This is a genomic window from Micrococcus sp. 63XJN7_8_ISO-PGPR-S23-253 (assembly GCF_056173425.1).
The window spans coordinates 1,676,463-1,693,729 of the sequence record NZ_CM149673.1 but is presented as its reverse complement, the minus strand read 5'-3'; the positions used below and the strand labels follow the sequence as shown (position 1 = coordinate 1,693,729).

General features: G+C 72.5%; 18 protein-coding genes and 1 tRNA gene. 14 read left to right on the top strand and 5 right to left on the bottom strand.

Annotation, left to right across the window (positions count from 1 at the left end):
* Positions 1-119: 119 nt before the first annotated feature.
* The 3 genes from AC0VX4_RS07805 to AC0VX4_RS07795 form a co-directional block, all read right to left on the bottom strand.
* The gene (locus AC0VX4_RS07805; RefSeq protein ID WP_145033150.1) at positions 120-584 is read right to left on the bottom strand and encodes a hypothetical protein; all 465 of its coding nucleotides are present in this window, start codon (positions 582-584) and stop codon (positions 120-122) included.
* A 91-nt stretch (positions 585-675) separates the two neighbouring features.
* Positions 676-1,521, bottom strand: coding sequence for an alpha/beta fold hydrolase (locus AC0VX4_RS07800; protein WP_145033153.1), 846 nt, complete (start codon positions 1,519-1,521; stop codon positions 676-678).
* Positions 1,522-1,608: 87 nt separating this feature from the next.
* The gene (locus AC0VX4_RS07795; RefSeq protein ID WP_081091253.1) at positions 1,609-2,370 is read right to left on the bottom strand and encodes a DUF72 domain-containing protein; all 762 of its coding nucleotides are present in this window, start codon (positions 2,368-2,370) and stop codon (positions 1,609-1,611) included.
* An 80-nt stretch (positions 2,371-2,450) separates the two neighbouring features.
* On the opposite strand from AC0VX4_RS07795, the gene AC0VX4_RS07790 reads away from it, so the two are divergent.
* The 7 genes from AC0VX4_RS07790 (at position 2,451) to AC0VX4_RS07760 (ending at position 8,756) form a co-directional block, all read left to right on the top strand.
* Complete coding sequence (locus AC0VX4_RS07790; RefSeq protein ID WP_475464179.1) at positions 2,451-3,383, top strand: SDR family oxidoreductase; 933 nt, start codon at positions 2,451-2,453, stop codon at positions 3,381-3,383.
* A gap of 75 nt (positions 3,384-3,458) precedes the next feature.
* Positions 3,459-4,529 (top strand): nucleoside hydrolase, encoded by a 1,071-nt coding sequence (locus tag AC0VX4_RS07785; protein ID WP_475464178.1) that lies wholly within the window; start codon positions 3,459-3,461, stop codon positions 4,527-4,529.
* Between the two features lie 80 nt (positions 4,530-4,609).
* A complete protein-coding gene (locus tag AC0VX4_RS07780; protein ID WP_002857721.1) occupies positions 4,610-5,443 on the top strand; it encodes an aldo/keto reductase in 834 nt (277 codons plus the stop codon).
* A gap of 131 nt (positions 5,444-5,574) precedes the next feature.
* Complete coding sequence (locus AC0VX4_RS07775) at positions 5,575-6,498, top strand: phage holin family protein (RefSeq protein WP_002857719.1); 924 nt, start codon at positions 5,575-5,577, stop codon at positions 6,496-6,498.
* Between the two features lie 151 nt (positions 6,499-6,649).
* Positions 6,650-7,291 carry a CDP-alcohol phosphatidyltransferase family protein gene (locus tag AC0VX4_RS07770; RefSeq protein WP_049159423.1) on the top strand — a complete coding sequence of 214 codons (642 nt, stop codon included), beginning with the start codon at positions 6,650-6,652 and terminating at the stop codon, positions 7,289-7,291.
* 124 nt (positions 7,292-7,415) lie between these two features.
* Positions 7,416-8,636 carry a glycosyltransferase gene (locus AC0VX4_RS07765; RefSeq protein ID WP_002857715.1) on the top strand — a complete coding sequence of 407 codons (1,221 nt, stop codon included), beginning with the start codon at positions 7,416-7,418 and terminating at the stop codon, positions 8,634-8,636.
* Positions 8,637-8,682: 46 nt separating this feature from the next.
* A tRNA-Ile gene (locus AC0VX4_RS07760) sits at positions 8,683-8,756 on the top strand.
* A 61-nt stretch (positions 8,757-8,817) separates the two neighbouring features.
* Here AC0VX4_RS07760 and AC0VX4_RS07755 read toward each other — a convergent pair.
* Positions 8,818-9,696, bottom strand: a complete 879-nt coding sequence (locus AC0VX4_RS07755; RefSeq protein WP_002857714.1) for a C40 family peptidase — start codon at positions 9,694-9,696, stop codon at positions 8,818-8,820.
* A gap of 311 nt (positions 9,697-10,007) precedes the next feature.
* On the opposite strand from AC0VX4_RS07755, the gene AC0VX4_RS07750 reads away from it, so the two are divergent.
* On the top strand, positions 10,008-11,210 hold the full coding sequence (locus tag AC0VX4_RS07750; RefSeq protein ID WP_002857712.1) for a glycosyltransferase family 4 protein: 1,203 nt from the start codon (positions 10,008-10,010) through the stop codon (positions 11,208-11,210).
* On the opposite strand, the gene AC0VX4_RS07745 is transcribed toward AC0VX4_RS07750, so the two are convergent.
* Complete coding sequence (locus AC0VX4_RS07745; protein ID WP_475464177.1) at positions 11,146-11,820, bottom strand: peptidoglycan DD-metalloendopeptidase family protein; 675 nt, start codon at positions 11,818-11,820, stop codon at positions 11,146-11,148. The genes AC0VX4_RS07750 and AC0VX4_RS07745 overlap by 65 nt on opposite strands.
* A 404-nt stretch (positions 11,821-12,224) precedes the next feature.
* Here AC0VX4_RS07745 and rpsB point away from each other — a divergent pair, with 404 nt between their 5' ends.
* From rpsB to AC0VX4_RS07715, 6 genes are all read left to right on the top strand, one after another.
* Positions 12,225-13,082: a 30S ribosomal protein S2 gene (gene rpsB / locus AC0VX4_RS07740; RefSeq protein WP_065573772.1), complete on the top strand. Its 858-nt coding sequence runs from the start codon at positions 12,225-12,227 to the stop codon at positions 13,080-13,082.
* 103 nt (positions 13,083-13,185) lie between these two features.
* Positions 13,186-14,022, top strand: a complete 837-nt coding sequence (tsf, locus tag AC0VX4_RS07735; RefSeq protein ID WP_002857708.1) for a translation elongation factor Ts — start codon at positions 13,186-13,188, stop codon at positions 14,020-14,022.
* Between the two features lie 206 nt (positions 14,023-14,228).
* Positions 14,229-14,996 carry a UMP kinase gene (pyrH, locus tag AC0VX4_RS07730; RefSeq protein WP_002857706.1) on the top strand — a complete coding sequence of 256 codons (768 nt, stop codon included), beginning with the start codon at positions 14,229-14,231 and terminating at the stop codon, positions 14,994-14,996.
* 53 nt (positions 14,997-15,049) lie between these two features.
* Positions 15,050-15,607 (top strand): ribosome recycling factor, encoded by a 558-nt coding sequence (gene frr / locus AC0VX4_RS07725; protein ID WP_002857704.1) that lies wholly within the window; start codon positions 15,050-15,052, stop codon positions 15,605-15,607.
* 25 nt (positions 15,608-15,632) lie between these two features.
* Positions 15,633-16,469: a phosphatidate cytidylyltransferase gene (locus tag AC0VX4_RS07720; RefSeq protein ID WP_049159409.1), complete on the top strand. Its 837-nt coding sequence runs from the start codon at positions 15,633-15,635 to the stop codon at positions 16,467-16,469.
* A 49-nt stretch (positions 16,470-16,518) separates the two neighbouring features.
* Positions 16,519-17,118 (top strand): DivIVA domain-containing protein, encoded by a 600-nt coding sequence (locus AC0VX4_RS07715; protein ID WP_002857700.1) that lies wholly within the window; start codon positions 16,519-16,521, stop codon positions 17,116-17,118.
* The last annotated feature ends 149 nt before the right edge of the window (positions 17,119-17,267 follow it).

The window sequence follows — 17,267 nt, the reverse complement described above, 5'->3', positions numbered from 1 at the left end:
GACGGCTGTCACCTACACGTGCATCAGTCCCGGTCCTCCCACTTCCTCGGGTGATTCACCCAGCCCTTCTCCCTGCGGTCTTCTGCAGCCATGTCTCGAGTCATCTGCGTGGTCTTCCCTCATGCCTCCTGAACCTCAGCCGTACTCATGCCCGGCTTCCAGATCTTGAGCCACGCTGCCTCAGCGGCGAAGACGAGGAACATGGCGACAGCGCCGCACACGGCAACCCCCGCAGAGACAAACCAGCCGACGATTCCTCCCACGATCGGGGGAACCACGAAGCTCCACACGGCATAGCCCCAGCCACCCGGGGAAGGGTGGGCTGCTGCGACCACGAAAGGCCGCTCACCACAGGCGGCCAAGATCGAACTGACCACCACAGCGGTCACAGCGAGTTCCAGCGAGAACCACCCGCCGAGAGGACTGACGAGGGCCTGGCTGAGCAACCACCACAGAAGCCACACCCCCGGCATGAGGGCAAGACCCGTGCTCAGGTGACCCACTATCGCCCAGGGGAGCGAGATGACTTCCGGGGGGCCGTCCTCACCCGACACCTCGTCGGATTCCGTTCGCTGGCGCTTCATCACCTCTCCCTCACCACCTCGACCACACGCAAGCACCACCGGCACAGTGCAACGACTGCCGGCCTGACTGTGCCGTAAGGTCACCGCGCCCTCACTCCGCCAGGAACTCCAGCAGGATCCGGTTGAACTCCTCGGAGTGGCTGATGCTGAAGCCGTGCGGGGCATCCTTGACCAGTTCGACGCGGCTGCCGTCGATCGCCTTGTGCGTCCGCTTGCCGGAGCCCTTGAACGGCACGATCTGGTCGGCGTCGCCGTGCAGGACCAAGGCCGGCACGGTCACCGCCGGCAGGTCGCGGCGGAAGTCGGTGGCTCCGAACGCGTCCATGCAGGTCAGCGCCGCCGTCTGGTCGGACTGCAGCGCCATCCGGATGGCCTCCTGGCGCTGCTCCTCGGTGACCTTCAGGCTGCTGGTCAGGCCGGCCAGCTTAGGGGTGGAGAAGAACGTCGTCGTGAAGTCGTCGAAGAACGACTCGCGGTCCTTCTCCAGGCCCTCCCGCATCTCGGCGGCCTGCTTCTCGGTCAGCGGGCCGTCGGGGTTGTCGTCGGTCTTCAACAGGTACGGGGGCACCGCGCCGGCGAACACCACCGAGTGGATCCGGTCCGCGCCGAATCGGGACATGTAGCGCGCCACCTCGCCGCCGCCCATCGAGAAGCCCACAAGCGTCACGTCACGCAGGTCGAGCTCGGTGAGCAGACCGTGCAGGTCGGCGGTCATCGTGTCGTAGTCGTAGCCGCCGGCGGGCTTCTCCGAGGCGCCGAAGCCCCGCCGGTCATAGGTGATCACGCGGTAGTGCGGGGACAGCGCGGCGACCTGGTCCTTCCAGGAGTCGAGGGTCAGCGGCCAGCCGTGGATGAGGACCACGGGACGCCCGTGGCCGGCCTCCTCCACGTTCAGCCCGACCGTGCCGTGGTCCGTGGGGATCTGCATGAGGGTCATGTGCGTCTGCCTTCCTGTGCTCTCGGGGGACGACGGCGGCGCTCGGCCGCCGCTTCCTCCTCACGCTAGGCATGCGCTCGGCATGTGTCAGGCTTCGGTCTCCGCCATCCTGCGCAGCGTCAGCGCGTTGAACGCGGCGTGGCCGTGGTTGTCGTTGTTGAAGTAGACGTAGGCGGGCCGCGCGCCCGCCGCGTCCCCGGCCGGGCCGCCGTCGTCCGCGCCCGTCAGCTCCCGCAGCCGCCCCACCCAGGGTGCGAGCTCGGCGTCGGAGAACGAGCCGCCGTAGCGCCAGTCCGGGTCCGCGTTGTGGAAGCGCACGTAGGCGAGGCGCCCGGTCGCGCGCAGCACCGGCTCCCGCCCGGCGATCACCGAGACCACGAACCCCGCCCCGTGCCGGTCGAGGAGGTCGAACACGTCCTCGTCCAGCCAGGACTCGTGCTGGACCTCCACCGCCACGCGCACCCGCTCGGGCAGCAGGCCGAGGAACCCGGCGAGCCGGTCGTCGTCGCGGTGCAGGTTGGCCGGCAGCTGCAGCAGCAGCGGCCCGGCGTGGTCGCCGACCAGGTCCAGGGTGTGCACGATGCGCTCCACCCAGTCCTGCGGCTCGTTGAGCTTGCGGTAGTGGGTGAGGTAACGGGAGGCCTTGACGGCCATCTCGAAGCCGGCGGGCAGGCGCTCGCGCCATGCCTCGACGGTGCTGTCCGCCGGCCAGCGGTAGTGGGAGCCGTTGAGCTCGACCGTCCGGAAGCGCTCCGTGTAGTGGTCGAGCTGATCGGCGATCCGCAGCCCCTGCGGGTAGAAGGTCCCGCGCCAGTGCTTGTAGGTCCAGCCGGAGGTCCCGATCCGCACGTCCATCCCCCGACGATAGCCCCGGCCCGGGTCCCCGGCTCTTGCCTTGACCCGCCGCGGCAGGCGTAGCGTCCCGAACCATGAGCACTTCCGAGTCGACCCCCACCACCCCCGCCGTCGAGGACTCCCAGCTGGCCCACGACGACCCGCGCACCCGCCACCCGAAGCTCCACATCACCAAGCAGCGCCAGCCCGAGCCCGGCCTGGACGTGAAGACGGATCCCGTCCCGGACATCGGTCTGGACTCGTACCGGGGGACGGGCCGGCTGACCGGCCGCAAGGCCCTGATCACCGGCGGTGACTCCGGCATCGGTGCCGCGGTCGCCATCGCCTACGCCCGTGAGGGCGCGGACGTCGCCATCGCCTACCTGCCTCAGGAGCAGCCCGACGCCGACCGCGTCCTGGCGGCGATCGAGGCGGCCGGGCGCACCGCCGTCGCGCTGCCGGGGGACCTGATGGACGCCGACTACCGCGCCGCCCTCGTGGACGAGGCGGCGAAGCGCCTCGGCGGCCTGGACATCCTCGTGAACAACGCGGGCAAGCAGTTCATCTCCGATGACCTGACCGATCTCACCGACGAGCAGGTCCACGAGACATTCCAGATCAACATCATGTCCATGTTCACGCTCAGCCGCGCCGCGCTGAAGCACATGGGCCCGGGCAGCACGATCGTGAACACCACCTCGGTGCAGGCCTACAACCCCAACCCGAGGCTTCTCGACTACGCGGCCACCAAGGGCGCCATCAACAACTTCACCAAGGGTCTGGCCGAGCAGCTCGGCCCGAAGGGCATCCGCGTCAACGCGGTGGCGCCCGGGCCCATCTGGACGGTGCAGCACGTGTCCTATGGCGAGCCCGAGGAGAAGCTGCCCGAGTTCGGCCACAACACCCCGCTCGGCCGTGCCGGCCAGCCCGTGGAGATGGCGCCCGCCTACGTGTTCCTGGCCTCGGGCGAGTCCAGCTACGTCAACGGCGAGACCCTCAACGCCAACGGCGGCACGCCCACCCCATGACGCCCGGCGGTCACGGACCCGGGCAGGACCACGTCTGATCGGTCGGGCGGTCGCGACGGCACTACAGTGGCCGCCGTGACCGCCCGCCTCCTCGCCGACGTCGACACCGGCATCGACGACGCCTGCGCCCTGCTCCACCTCGTGGGCGCCCACCGTCTCGGCGCCGGTCCCGAGCTCGCGGCCGTCACCACCACGGGCGGCAACGCGACCGCCCGGGACTGCGCCCTGAACACGGCCGCGGTGCTCGACCTGGTCGGCCGGGCCGACGTCGAGGTGGCCGTCGGTGCCCAGACCCCGCTGCGCCGCCCCGCGGTCACCACCCCGGAGACCCACGGCGACGGCGGTCTCGGCCATGCCCGGATCGATCGCCGCCCCGAGCGGCTCTCGCCCCGGCCCGCCGTGGACGTGTGGCTGGACGAGCTGCGGGCCCACCCCGGGGAGACGACGATCCTCTGCACCGCGCCACTGACGAACCTGGCCCTCGCCCTGCGCGCCGAGCCGCGCCTGCCGTTCCTCGCCCGTGGCATCGTGATCATGGGCGGCTCCTTCTATCATCCGGGCAACACCACGCCCACCGCCGAGTGGAACACCTGGGTGGACCCGGACGCCGCGAAGGAGGTGTTCGCGGCCTTCGAGGGACTGCCCGAGGACCGCCTGCCGATCGTCTGCGCGCTCGAGACCACGGAGCGGATCGAGTACACGCCGGCCCTGCTGGACGGACTCCTGGCTGACGCCGGGGCCCGTCCCGTCGGCTGGTCCGCGGACCGGCCGCGGGTCGCCGGACCGGACGCCGCGACCGGCAGCCCCGTCCTGGACGTGCTCACCGACGCGCTGCGCTTCTACTTCGAGTTCCACCACGACTACGACCAGGGCTATATCGCCCACCTGCACGACCTCTTCGCCGCCCAGGTGGCCGCGGGCCAGGCCCGGATCGCCACGCGGGCCACCGTCGTCGACGTCGAGGCGGACTCGGAGCTGCTGCGCGGCACCACCGTCCACGACACGCGGGACATCTGGGGCAGGCGCCCCAACGCCCGGCTCGTCACGGCCAACGACCCCGCTCAGGTGTTCGCGGCCTTCGCCCGCGCGGTGGGCGCCGTCGTCGCGGGGGAGCGGACGTCCGACGGCGGCGCCCCGGGCCGGTGACCGCCGTCGGGAATGCCGGCCGCCCGCGCGCGGTTGCACCCGACACATCCGCCCGACCCCGACCTTCCAGGAGCTCCCTCATGACCAGTGTGCCCACCGTCCCCTTCCACGACGGCCAGCAGATCCCGCAGCTCGGGCTCGGCGTGTGGCAGGTCGAGGACGACGTCGCCGCCGACGTCGTCGAGCAGGCGATCCGCGCCGGCTACCGCCACATCGACACCGCCGCGATCTACGGGAACGAGGAGGGCGTGGGCCGCGGCATCGCCGCGTCCGGCGTCGCCCGCGAGGAGCTGTTCCTCACCACCAAGGTGTGGAACTCGGACCAGGGCTACGAGGAGGCGCTCGCCGCCCTCGACGCCTCGCTCGGCAAGCTCGGCACCGACTACGTCGACCTCTACCTCATCCACTGGGCCAAGCCGGCGCAGGGGAAGTACCTGGACACGTGGAAGGCCCTGATCGAGGCGCAGAAGCAGGGCAAGGTGCGCTCGATCGGCGTCTCCAACTTCCCGGCCGCCCAGCTCGAGGAGATCATCGAGGCCACCGGCGTGGTGCCCGTGATCCACCAGGTCGAGACCCACCCGTACTGGCAGCAGCGCGAGCTGCGCGAGGTCGAGGGCCGCCACGGCATCGTCCACGAGTCCTGGTCCCCGCTCGGTCAGGGCGGCGACCTCCTCGCCGACCCCGTGGTCACGGAGATCGCCGAGGCCCGCGGCGCGACGCCGGCCCAGGTGGTCATCGCGTGGCACCTCGCGAAGGGCTTCGTGGTCATCCCCAAGTCCGTGACGCCCGAGCGCATCGTCTCGAACCTCGAGGCCGCGGGGGTGGAGCTGACCGCCGACGACGTCGCCCGGATCGACGCCCTCGACCGCGAGGACGGCCGCCTCGGCCCCGACCCGGCGGTCATCGACTTCTGATCCAGCCGCCACCGCGCGCACCCGGCCCGTCCCCCTGGGGGCGGGCCGGTGATAGTTTTGCTCGAGAATGCCCGGCGGCCGCCGCGCCGCCCGGGCGCATCTGTCCAGGCACCCCACGGAAGGCATGCACCATGTCCCACCAGGCTCCCCCCGCCGATGCGTCGAAGGCCCGCGCGCCGCGGACCGCCGTCCCGGTGACCCCGCAGACCCGCGCGAGCTCGCTGACCGACCTGCTCGGCGCCGCCGTGCGCCTGTTGCCCCTGCAGATGAAGGACGAGCTCGCGCTCGCCAAGGGACACGTGGCCGCGAAGGGCAAGAAGGCCGGCATCGGCGCCGGCGTCGCGGTGGTGGGCCTGTTCTTCCTCGCGCTCATGGTGGTCGCCCTCGTGGTGACGCTGATCGGCGCCTTCGCCGACCCGACCTTCTGGTTCCCGGCGCTCATGGTGGCGCTCGCGTTCCTCGTGCTCGGCCTGATCTTCGCCGGCGTCGGCCTCGTGATGGTCAAGGGCGCCATGCCGCTCGTGCCGCAGGAGACCGTGCGCAACCTCGAGTACGACCTCGGCTACCTCAAGGAGGGCAACGCCTTCGACCCGGCCGAGTACGACCGCCTCAAGGCGGAGCGCGCCGAGGCCAAGCGTGTCGAGGCCGCCCGCGAGGCCGAGCGGAAGAAGGTGGAGAAGGAGGAGAACAAGAAGGCCCGCAAGAACGGCGAGGCCGCTCCCCACCCGGACCGCGACGACGCCAGCGAGGCGGAGATCCGTCGCCGTGCCGACCTGCGCCGCCGCCACCTGGGCGACATCCGCTCCGGCCTGGACGAGAAGACCAGCGTGAAGGGCCAGCTCGCGGCCTTCGCCGCGCAACGCAAGGGTCGCGGCGTCACCCCCGAGACCGCGCACGCCACCGAGCAGACCGCGCCGTTCACCGGTGCCGCCCGCGCGGGGGAGCGGACCGCCGAAGCCGAGGACTACGTGAAGGACAACTGGCAGCCGCTCGCGCTGCTCGGCGCCTCTTCCGCCGCGTTCCTGGCGCTCGCCGGCCGCCTGCGCCGCCGCTGACCCGGGGGCGCCCGCCCTCGCCAGCTCCCGAGGCCCCGATCCCCACGGATCGGGGCCTCGTCGTCTGCGGGGAGGGGCGACGGCGTCGGTAGGCTGGGCGTGTGGGGCGCCCGGCGGGGGCGTCCGCCCGCGGACCCTGGAGGAGCGACCCATGCGTGTGATCGACGTCGGCCTGCGCGAGGGCCACGAGTACCGCGTCCGCGACACCTGGCTGACCGTGCCGAACCTCATCACCCTGGCCCGCTTCGCCCTGGTCCCGGTGTTCGTGTGGCTCACCGTCGACGGCCGGCACCTGGACGCGTTCGTGATCCTGGCGGTGCTCTCCGGCACGGACTGGGTGGACGGCTACGTGGCGCGCCGGTTCGACATGATCTCCACGGTCGGGCGGTGGCTCGACCCGGTGGCGGACCGCCTCTCCCTGCTGGTGGTGGCCGTGACGTTCGTGGCCACCGGCATCGCCCCGCTCTGGCTCGCCCTGGCCATCGCGATCCCGGACGTCGTGCTCGCCGCCGTGTGCCTGTGGCTGTTCGGCGGCAGCCCGGACCTGCCGGTCACGGTCCTGGGCAAGGTGCGCACCGCGCTGCTGCTGGTGGGCACGCCCCTGCTCCTGCTCGCCCGTGTGCCGGGGGTCGACGGCGGCCCGTGGAGCGGCGTGGCCCTGGCGCTGGTCGGCGCCGGCTGCCTGCTGCACATCCTCGCCGCGGGGGACTACCTCGTGCGCGCCGTGGGCAAGGCCCGGGACCTGCGGGCGGACGGTCAGGACCCGCGCGAAGAACCGTCCCGCCGGGGCTGACCCTGGCGCATGGTCGTGCCGGCGCCGACGGTTGCTACCGTGGGACGCGCGCCGTGCCCGCGGCCGACCCTCACGGCACGGGCCGGGCGTCGTCGTGCCATCGCCACCACAGAGAGGGACCGCCGTGTCCGACCGTCCCGGGACCGCCGCCGACCGCCCCCTGAAGGTGCTGATCGCCGCAGACACCTATCCGCCCCACGTCAACGGGGCTGCCACCTTCAGCCACCGCCTCGCCACGGCGCTGCACGCGCGTGGCCACGAGGTCCACGTGGTGATGCCGCGCACCGAGGCCGGCCCCGACACCGTGGAGCACCGGCCGGAGGCCACCGTGCACCTGCTGCGCTCCCTGCCGGCGCCGACGCACGAGTACTACCGCGTGGTGCTCCCGCGGCACGCCAAGACCTCCTTCCGCCGCATCTACCGCGAGGTCCAGCCGGACGTCGTGCACGCCCAGTGCCACTACATGATCGGCGAGGCCGCCATCAACGAGGCCGAGCGGCGCCGCATCCGGATCGTCTCCACGAACCACTTCATGCCGGAGAACCTCGAGCCGTTCCTGCCGTTCCCGCAGTGGTTCCTGGACATCGTCTCCCGGGTGTCGTGGAAGGACATGGGTCGACTCATGGGCAAGGGCGCGGTGGTCACCACCCCCACGGCCCTCGCCGCGCAGGCCATGGCCGAGCACGCCGGCCTGGACAACGTCCTCCCGGTCTCCAACGGCATCGACGCGAGCGCCTACGAGCTGCAGCCGGGGGAGAAGGTCGACCATCCCGGCCATCCGGTCGTGCTCTTCGTGGGGCGGCTGGCCGTGGAGAAGAACGTGGAGGTGCTGATCCGTGCGATCGCGCACCTGGCCCGCGCCCGCCCCGACCTGGACGTGCACGCCGAGATCGTCGGCGACGGCGAGCAGCGCGACCGCATCCGTGCCACGGTGGACGAGGAGGGGGCGGCCGACCGCGTCCTGCTGCGCGGCCACGTCTCCGAGGAGGAGCTGCGGGCGGCCTACCTGCGCGCCGACGTGTTCTGCCAGCCGGGCACGGCGGAGCTGCAGTCCCTCGTGACCCTCGAGGCGCTCAGCGCGTCCACCCCGGTGGTCCTCGCGGACGCCCTCGCGTTGCCCCACCTCGTGGACGAGGGCGTCAACGGCCACCTCTTCCCGCCCGGGGACCACGTGGCCCTGGCCGATCGGATCGCCCGGATCCTCGACCTCTCGGACGCGGACCGCGCCGCCATGGGCGAGGCATCCCACGCGAAGGCCCTGCACCATTCCGCCCAGAAGACGGTGGACATCTTCGAGCGCCTCTACCGCGGCGCGACGGCCGCCGAGGTCCGCGCGCTGCTCTGAGCCCCGTCGGTAGGATGGGCGGGTCCCGCGCGGTGCCGCGGGGGGAGGGGCGTTAGCTCAGTCGGTCAGAGCAGGGGACTCATAATCCCTGGGTCGCGGGTTCAAGTCCCGCACGCCCTACGAGGAACGGCCCCCGGCCGCGCGGTATGGCGCGGGCCGGGGGCCGTCGTCGTGCCGGTGCTCAGTAGCGGGCGGCCACCGCGAGCATGTCGGACTTCATGATCGTCGTGGAGGTGAACACCAGGCCCGCGTCCTCGTTGAGGGCGTGGGCGAGCTGGCCGCCGCCCATGTACATGGCCGCATGGTAGATGCGGCCGGTGGACTGGTTCGCGTAGAACACGAGGTCGCCGGGCTGGGCCTGGGAGATCGGCACGTAGGACTTCGCGGCGAGGTACTGGTCGCCGGCGCGGCGCGGGATGGAGATGCCGGCCTGGGCCATGGCCTGCTGGGTGAGGCCGGAGCAGTCGAAGCCGGAGGGGCCGTTGCCGCCCCACACGTAATAGGAGGACGGGTTCCGGACGGCGGCGCGCACGTAGTCGACGGCAGCCTGCTTGGACGCGGGCGCCGGCGCAGGGGCGGGGGCGCTGGAGGTGGAGACCGAGGTGGTCTTCAGGACCATCCCCGGGTGGAGCATGGTCGAGGAGCTCATGCCGTTGATGGACTGCAGGACCGAGGCGGACACCCCCGTGCGGTAGGAGATGATCCACCAGCCGTCGCCGGCCAGCACGGTGTAGGTCGAGCCCGAGGTGGACGGCGCCGGGGCCGGGGCCGGGGTGGCGGTGCCGGAGGTCTTGAGGACCATGCCGGGGTGCAGCACGGTCGCGGCGGTCATGCCGTTGAGCGACTGCAGCGTGGACATGGAGACGCCGGTGCGCTGGGCGATGATCCACCAGCCGTCGCCGGAGCGGACGGTGTAGGTGGTCTCGGCGGCCTGGGCGGTCTCGGCGACGGACACGGTGCCGACGCCGGTCAGGGCGGCGGCGCCCAGGGCGAGGGCCACGGAGGCGGCGGCGGTGCGGGGGGCGCGACGCACAGCGGCGCGCGAGGAGGTCACGGACATCGGATCTTCTTCCCGGACAGGACCTGCGGCCATGAGGGTGGTGCCTCGGGGCGATGCCCGGAACGAGGCCGGGCCGCGGGTGCGAGTTGACGAGCAGTGCGGATGACCGGGTACGCGAGGATGCGGAGGAAGCCCCGGTGTGGCGGACCGGCTGTAACCGATCCGTGATCAAGATACACGATCGTTATCGAAACGCAATCAGAAATTCGGATGACGCCCAGGTGGCCGATCGGCGCGCGACGCGCCCCGCCCGGCACCCTCCGCGCGCGGCTGTCCCCGCCCCTCTCCGGCGCGGCGCTAGCGTGGTCCGGGTGAGCCCCTCCCGCCCCCTGCGCCTGCTGATGGACGCCCGCTACACCCGCACCGACTTCCACGACGGAATCTCCCGCTACGGCGCGAGCCTCATCGAGGCGGTCGCCCGCCGGACCGACGCGCCGGGCCCGGAGGGGGCCGACGTCGAGGTCGAGGTCGCGATGCTGATCTCGGACGAACGGCAGCTGGCCCTGCTCCCGGACGGCGTGCCGTGGCACCTCGTCTCCGGCCCCACCTCCCCACGCGAGCCGTTCGTGGCCCGTCAGGTCGCGCGTCTGCGACCGGACGTCGTCTTCTCGCCCATGCAGACCATGGGTTCGTGGGGGCGGGACTACGCCCTGATCCTCACGCTCCACGACCTCATCTACTACGAGCACCGCACCCCGCCACGGAACCTGCCCGAACCGATCCGCTGGCTCTGGCGGGCCTACCACCTGACCAAGACCCCGCAGCGGCTCCTGCTCGACCGCGCGGACGCGGTCGCCACGGTCTCCCGGACGACGGCGGAGCTCATCGCCCGGCACCGCCTCACCCGGCGTCCGGTCCACGTCATCGCGAACGCGGCGCAGGCGGTCCCGGAGCCGCGGGACCCGGACGAGACCCCGGACCGCACGCTGCTCTACATGGGCTCGTTCATGGACTACAAGGACGTCGAGTCCCTCGTGGCCGCCGCGCCCCTGCTGCCGGGCTACGCGCTGCACCTGCTCTCCCGCATCAGCCCGGAGCGCCGCGGGCAGCTCGAGGCCCGGCTGGCCGCGCGCCGCTCCGCCGCGGGGGCCGCCGGCGCGGACGTGGTGTTCCACGACGGCACCGACGAGGCCGAGTACGTGCGCCTGCTCCGCCGGGCCACCGCGGCCGTCACCCTCTCCCGCGCCGAGGGCTTCGGCCTGCCCGTGGCCGAGGCGATGGCCCATGGCACGCCGGTGGTGTGCTCGGACCTGCCGATCTTCCGCGAGATCGCCGGCGCGGGCACCCCGTCCTTCCGGGGTGTCCCGCTCGAGGGGGACCGGGCGGCCGCGCTCGCGGCCCGTGTGCGGGAGCTCGAGGACCCCGCCGAGTTCGCCGCGGCCTCCCGGGCGAGCGTCGCCCAGGCGGCCCGGTTCAGCTGGGACGAGTCCGCTCGCCGACTCCTGGACCTCACGGCCGCGCTGGGTACGGCGCGGCGTGCGGCCAGAGCACGGACGGACCGCTCCAGCCGATGAGCACCAGCGGGTCGAGGTAGCGATCGAAGGCCGCGTCCCCCACCCGCCAGCCGTCGGGCTCCCGCACGCCCCAGTGCACGCACGCGCGCGTGCAGTGGGGTGGCGCCCCGGCCAGTCGCCCCACCGGGTCGCCCGCGGCGACGACGGCCCCCACGACGACATCCGACTCCACCGGCTCGAGCGAGCTGCGGGTCCCGTCCTCGTGCTCGAGGGTCAGCACGGGGCGGTCGACCACGACCCCGGCGAACACGACCCGGCCCGCCGCCGGTGCTCGGATCGCTGCGCCGGACGGCACGGCGAGGTCCACGCCCCGGTGCCCCCGACCCCACGGTCGCTCCGGCGCGACGAACGCGCGGAGCACATCACCCGGTGCGGCGCCGGCCACGGGCGCGTGCCACGCGACCGGCGCGGCCGTCGATCCCGGACCTGCCGGGGACGCCGCGACAAGCAGCCGCGCGTCGCGCCCCGACGGTGCGGACGAGGCCCGCGGCACGGGGTCGAGGCCGCCCACCCCCAGGGCGAGGAGGAGCCAGGCGAGCAGGGCCGCCGCGACGCACCCCGCGATGTGCGGGCGCGGGAGCTGACGGGGGAGGCGGGTGCGAGGGGTCATGGCGTCAGCCTGACGTCCCGGGCGGCCGCGCGGCGGGCCCGCAGTCCGATCGTGGAGAGCGCCCGCCGCACCGGCCCCTGTGCAGGAGTCGGCGATGGGAGCGGTCGCCCACCTGGGGTAGGATTCACCTCAGCGGTGTCCTGTGACCGGCCCTGTGCTGTGCCCCGGACGCCGACTCCGCGCATCGCGGTGGGTCGCTCCAGCGGCCCAGCCCCCACGCTCGGTCCCGCCCCCGCCGTCCTCCTGGAGAGGACGTCGGCGCGGGTGCTCGTGGGGCCCGGCAGCCCGCCGTCGTGATGCCAGGGGCCGCCCGACCGGGCCGGCCGCCAACCGTCAAGAAATCGACCGGCAGACCGCCCGCGCGTGAAGTGCGGGGTGCCACGGCTGCCACAGAAGGGAACGTCATGCCCGTCGTGACCATGCGCCAGCTCCTCGACTCCGGTGTCCACTTCGGCCACCAGACCCGCCGCTGGAACCCCAAGATGAAGCGCTTCATCTTCACCGAGCGCAACGGCATCTACATCATCGACCTCCAGCAGTCGCTGTCCTACATCGACCGCGCCTACGAGTTCGTCAAGGAGACCGTCGCCCACGGCGGCACCATCCTGTTCGTCGGCACCAAGAAGCAGGCCCAGGAGGCCATCGCGGAGCAGGCCGGCCGCGTGGGCATGCCCTACGTGAACCACCGCTGGCTCGGCGGCATGCTGACCAACTTCTCCACCGTCTCCAAGCGCGTGCAGCGCATGAAGGAGCTCGAGGAGATCGACTTCGAGGACGTGGCCGGCTCGCAGTTCACCAAGAAGGAGCTGCTGCTGCTCAACCGTGAGCTCGAGAAGCTGCAGGCCAACCTCGGCGGCATCCGCAACATGGCCAAGACCCCCTCCGCCGTGTGGGTCGTGGACACCAAGAAGGAGCACCTGGCCGTCGACGAGGCCCAGAAGCTCGGCATCCCGGTCGTCGCCATCCTGGACACCAACTGCGATCCGGACGAGGTCGCCTACCCGATCCCGGGCAACGACGACGCCATCCGCTCCGTGAACCTGCTGACCCGCGTGGTCGCGGACGCCGTCGCCGAGGGCCTGATCGCCCGCCAGGGCGGCAAGTCCGGCCAGGCGGCCGCCGAGCCGATGGCCGAGTGGGAGCGCGAGCTGCTCGAGCAGCACAACGCCCAGCAGGCTGAGCAGGCCGAGGGCCCCGCCGCCGAGGCGCCGGCCGAGCAGGCCGAGGCCCCCGCCGCCGAGGCCGCCCCGCAGGGCGAGTGATCCCGGCCGGCCCGTCGGCCCGGCCCCACCCGGCCGGGCCGACGGACCGGTTCAGACCCCGAACATCCCGCACAACCCACACCACGGGAAGGACCGAACGAGCATGGCGAACTACACCGCTGCTGACATCAAGGCCCTGCGCGAGCGCACCGGCGCCGGCATGATGGACGTGAAGAAGGCTCTGGACGAGGCCGACGGCGACGCCGAGAAGGCCATCGAGATCATCCGCGTGAAGGGCCTCAAGGGCGCCACCAAGCGCGAGGGCCGCTCCGCCGCCGAGGGCCTCGTGGCCGCGACCGTCGAGAACGGCGTCGGCGTCATGATCGAGCTCAACTGCGAGACCGACTTCGTGGCCAAGGCCGACAAGTTCATCGCCCTGGGCGACGTGGTGCTGCGCGCCGCCGTCGCCTCCGGCGCCACCGACGTCGACGGCCTGCTGGCCTCCGACCACGAGGGCCGCACCCTGGGCGACTACGTGACCGAGGAGGGCGCCCTGCTGGGCGAGAAGGTGGCCGTGCGCCGCCTGGCCCGCGTGGAGGGCGCCTTCGTGGACGCCTACCTGCACAAGACCTCCAAGGACCTGCCGGCCCAGGTGGGCGTGCTCCTCGCCGTGGACGCCGACTCCGCCGAGGCCAAGGCTGCCGCGCACGACATCGCCGTGCACACCGCGGCCTATTCGCCCACGTACCTCACCCGTGAGGACGTGCCGGCCGAGACCGTCGAGAACGAGCGTCGCATCGCCGATGAGACCGCCCGTGCCGAGGGCAAGCCGGAGCAGGCCCTGCCGAAGATCGTGGAGGGCCGCCTGACCGGCTTCTTCAAGGAGATCGTGCTCGTGGACCAGCCGTTCGCGAAGGACCCGAAGCAGACCGTCGGCAAGGTCGCCTCCGACGCCGGCACCAACGTCACCGGGTTCGCCCGCTTCCGCGTCGGCAACTGACCGCCGCACCCGGACCGGCCGCTCCCGGTCCACGCCCCGCGGGGGCGTAGGATCGGGAGCGACCCGAGGTCCACTCCGGCGCCGGACGGCGCCGACGACCACCGCATGACGGGGTGGCCGCCCCGACCGGGCGGCCACCCCGTCCGCGTGTCCGCCCCCGGACGGCCGTCCCCGGCCCGACCCCCACCGACCAGGAGATGCTTCCCATGGAGACGAACCGCGCCCCCGAGGACCCGACCACCGCCCACGCCCCGCAGACCTCGGACGACACCGGCCGCCGTCGCGTGCTCCTGAAGCTCTCGGGCGAGGTGTTCGGCGGCGGCAAGATCGGCGTGGACCCGGAGACCGTCCGCGGCATCGCCGAGCAGATCGCCGCCGCGGCGGACCAGGTGGAGATCGCGATCGTCGTCGGCGGCGGCAACTTCTTCCGTGGCGCGGAGCTGTCCGAGAACGGGATGGACCGCCGCCGGGCCGACTACATGGGCATGCTCGGCACCGTGATGAACTGCCTGGCCCTGCAGGACTTCCTCATCCAGGCCGGGGTCACCACGCGCGTGCAGTCCGCCATCCACATGGAGCAGGTGGCCGAGTCCTACATCCCTCTGCGCGCCATCCGCCACATGCAGAAGGGTCGCGTCGTGATCTTCGGCGCCGGCACCGGCCTGCCCTACTTCTCCACGGACACCGTGGCGGCCCAGCGCGCCCTCGAGGTCGGGGCGGACGAGGTCCTGATGGCCAAGTCCGGCGTGGACGGCGTCTACACCGCGGACCCCAAGAAGGACCCCACCGCCGAGCGCCTCACGCACCTGACCTACGACGAGGCGCTGCTGCGGAACATCCGCGTGATGGACCTGACCGCCATGACCATGTGCAAGGACAACGACCTGGACATGCGCGTGTTCGGCATGGAGGGCCCGGGCAACGTGACCCGCGCCCTGCTCGGCGAGCCGATCGGCACCACCGTCACCGTCTGAGGCCCGCCGCGTAGGATGGCGGCAGACCTGATCCACCACATCGAGGAGACACCGTGATCCAGGAGACCCTGCAGTCCGCCGAAGAGCAGATGGACCGCACCATCGAGGCCACGCGTGAGGACTTCGCCTCCGTGCGCACCGGCCGCGCCAACCCGGGCCTCTACTCCAAGGTGATGGTCGACTACTACGGCTCGTTCACCCCGCTGCAGCAGCTGGCGTCCTTCACCACCACGGACGCCCGCACGCTGCTCATCACGCCGTTCGACCAGTCGGCCCTGCGCAACATCGAGAAGGCGCTGTCCGAGTCCGAGGTCGGCGCGAACCCGTCCAACGACGGCAAGGTCATCCGCATCGTGATGCCGGAGCTGACCGCGGAGCGCCGCAAGGAGTACGTGAAGCTGGTCAAGTCCAAGGCCGAGGAGCACAAGATCTCCGTGCGCAACGCCCGCCGCAAGGCCAAGGAGGCCATGGACAAGGCCGTCAAGGACGGCGAGGTCGGCGAGGACGAGGGCGCCCGCGGCGAGAAGGAGCTGGACGCGCTCACCAAGCGCCACGTCGAGCTCATCGACGAGATGGCCAAGAACAAGGAGCAGGAGCTGCTGGAGGTCTGATCCTCCCGCCGTCCGCGCTCGCCCCATGCCCTCCGCCGTGTCCACCTCGCCCGCACCCCCGCGCGGCGGCCGCGACCTCAAGTCCGCCGTCCTCGTGGGGGTGGGGCTGCTGGCGACGGCGCTGGTCGGCCTCCTCTGGCTCGACTGGCTGCTGGTCGTGCTCGTGGTCGCCCTGCTGGTCGGTGCGGTGTCCGAGATCGCGACGGCGGTGCGCGGCATCGGCCTGGACGTGCCGCGGCCCCCGCTCTGGGTGGCCGCGGCGGTCCTGCCGCTCACGGCGTGGCGGTGGGGGGTGCCCGCGCTGTTCGTCGCGCTCGTGGCGTGCCTGGCCCTGGTGGCCGTGTGGACGGCGCTGACGCGCCGGCGCCCGGCGGGCCAGTTCATGCTCGCGGGCGTGTTCATCGTGCTGTGGGCGCCGTTCCTGCTCTCCTTCGCCGTGGCGCTCCTGGACGAGCCGCTGGGGCACCTCATGGTGGCGATCCTGCTGCTGATGGTGGTCTCCAACGACACGTTCGGCTACATCGTTGGCTACCGCCTCGGCCGCACCCCGATCGCCCCGCGCATCAGCCCCAAGAAGTCCTGGGAGGGCCTGGCCGGCTCCCTGGCGGGCTCGGTGCTGGTGGGCGTCGTCGCCGTCCCCCTGCTGGTCGGCCAGCCGTGGTGGATCGGCGCCGTCCTCGGCGTGACCACCGTCGCCGCCGCCACCTCGGGGGACTTCTCCGAGTCCATGGTCAAGCGTGAGCTCGGCATCAAGGACATGTCCTCCGCCCTGCCCGGCCACGGCGGCGTGATGGACCGCCTGGACTCCCTCGTGTTCGCCTCGCCGGTGGCCTACACCGTGCTGGCGCTGCCTCTGACCTGATCCACCCCTCGACCCGGCACGGCCGGGACCCGCACCGCAGGAGACGCCCATGACCCCCCGCACCACCCCGGACGCCGAGCCGGTCTTCCAGCTCGTCGAGCAGGACGAGATCGGCTACGAGACCACCCACGTGGACGCCTTCATGGCGCGTGCCCGTGAGGCGCGCGACGGCGGTGCCCCGCTGACGGCGGAGGAGGTGCGCCAGGCCCGCTTCGCGACCGTCAACGGCGGCTACGCCACGGACGAGGTGGACGACGAGCTGGACCGTCTGGAGGAGGAGCTGGCCGCCGCCGAGCGTCAGGCCTTCGTCACCGAGCGCGGGGACGAGGACTGGGCCGCGGACCTCGAGGAACGCGTGGCCGAGCTCGTGGCCCGCGCCGACCGGGCCCCGGCGGAGCGCTTCCGCCGCCCCTCCCGCGCGGACGCCGTGAGCTACGACGTGGACCAGGTGGACGCGCTCGTGGACCGCCTGCGCGTCACCCTGGCCGGTGGGGAGGGCTCGACGGATCCCGACGCCGAGGGCGGGCTGACCGCGGACGACGTGCGCCGCGCGTCGTTCGGCGAGGCCGAGGGTGCCGCCGGCTACGAGGAGGGCCAGGTCGACGCCTACCTCGACGCCGCCGTCGACGTGCTGCTGCGCCGCGCCTGACACCCGGCCCTCGCGCGGCGGCCCCGGGCAGAGTGGCGCAGATCACACGAAAGTGATTACAATCACACCACCGAGACGCCGCGCGCTCCACCCCTGCTCGCGCATGCGTACAACTCCCTCGCCCCGCACCGTGGGCGTCGATCGGAAGG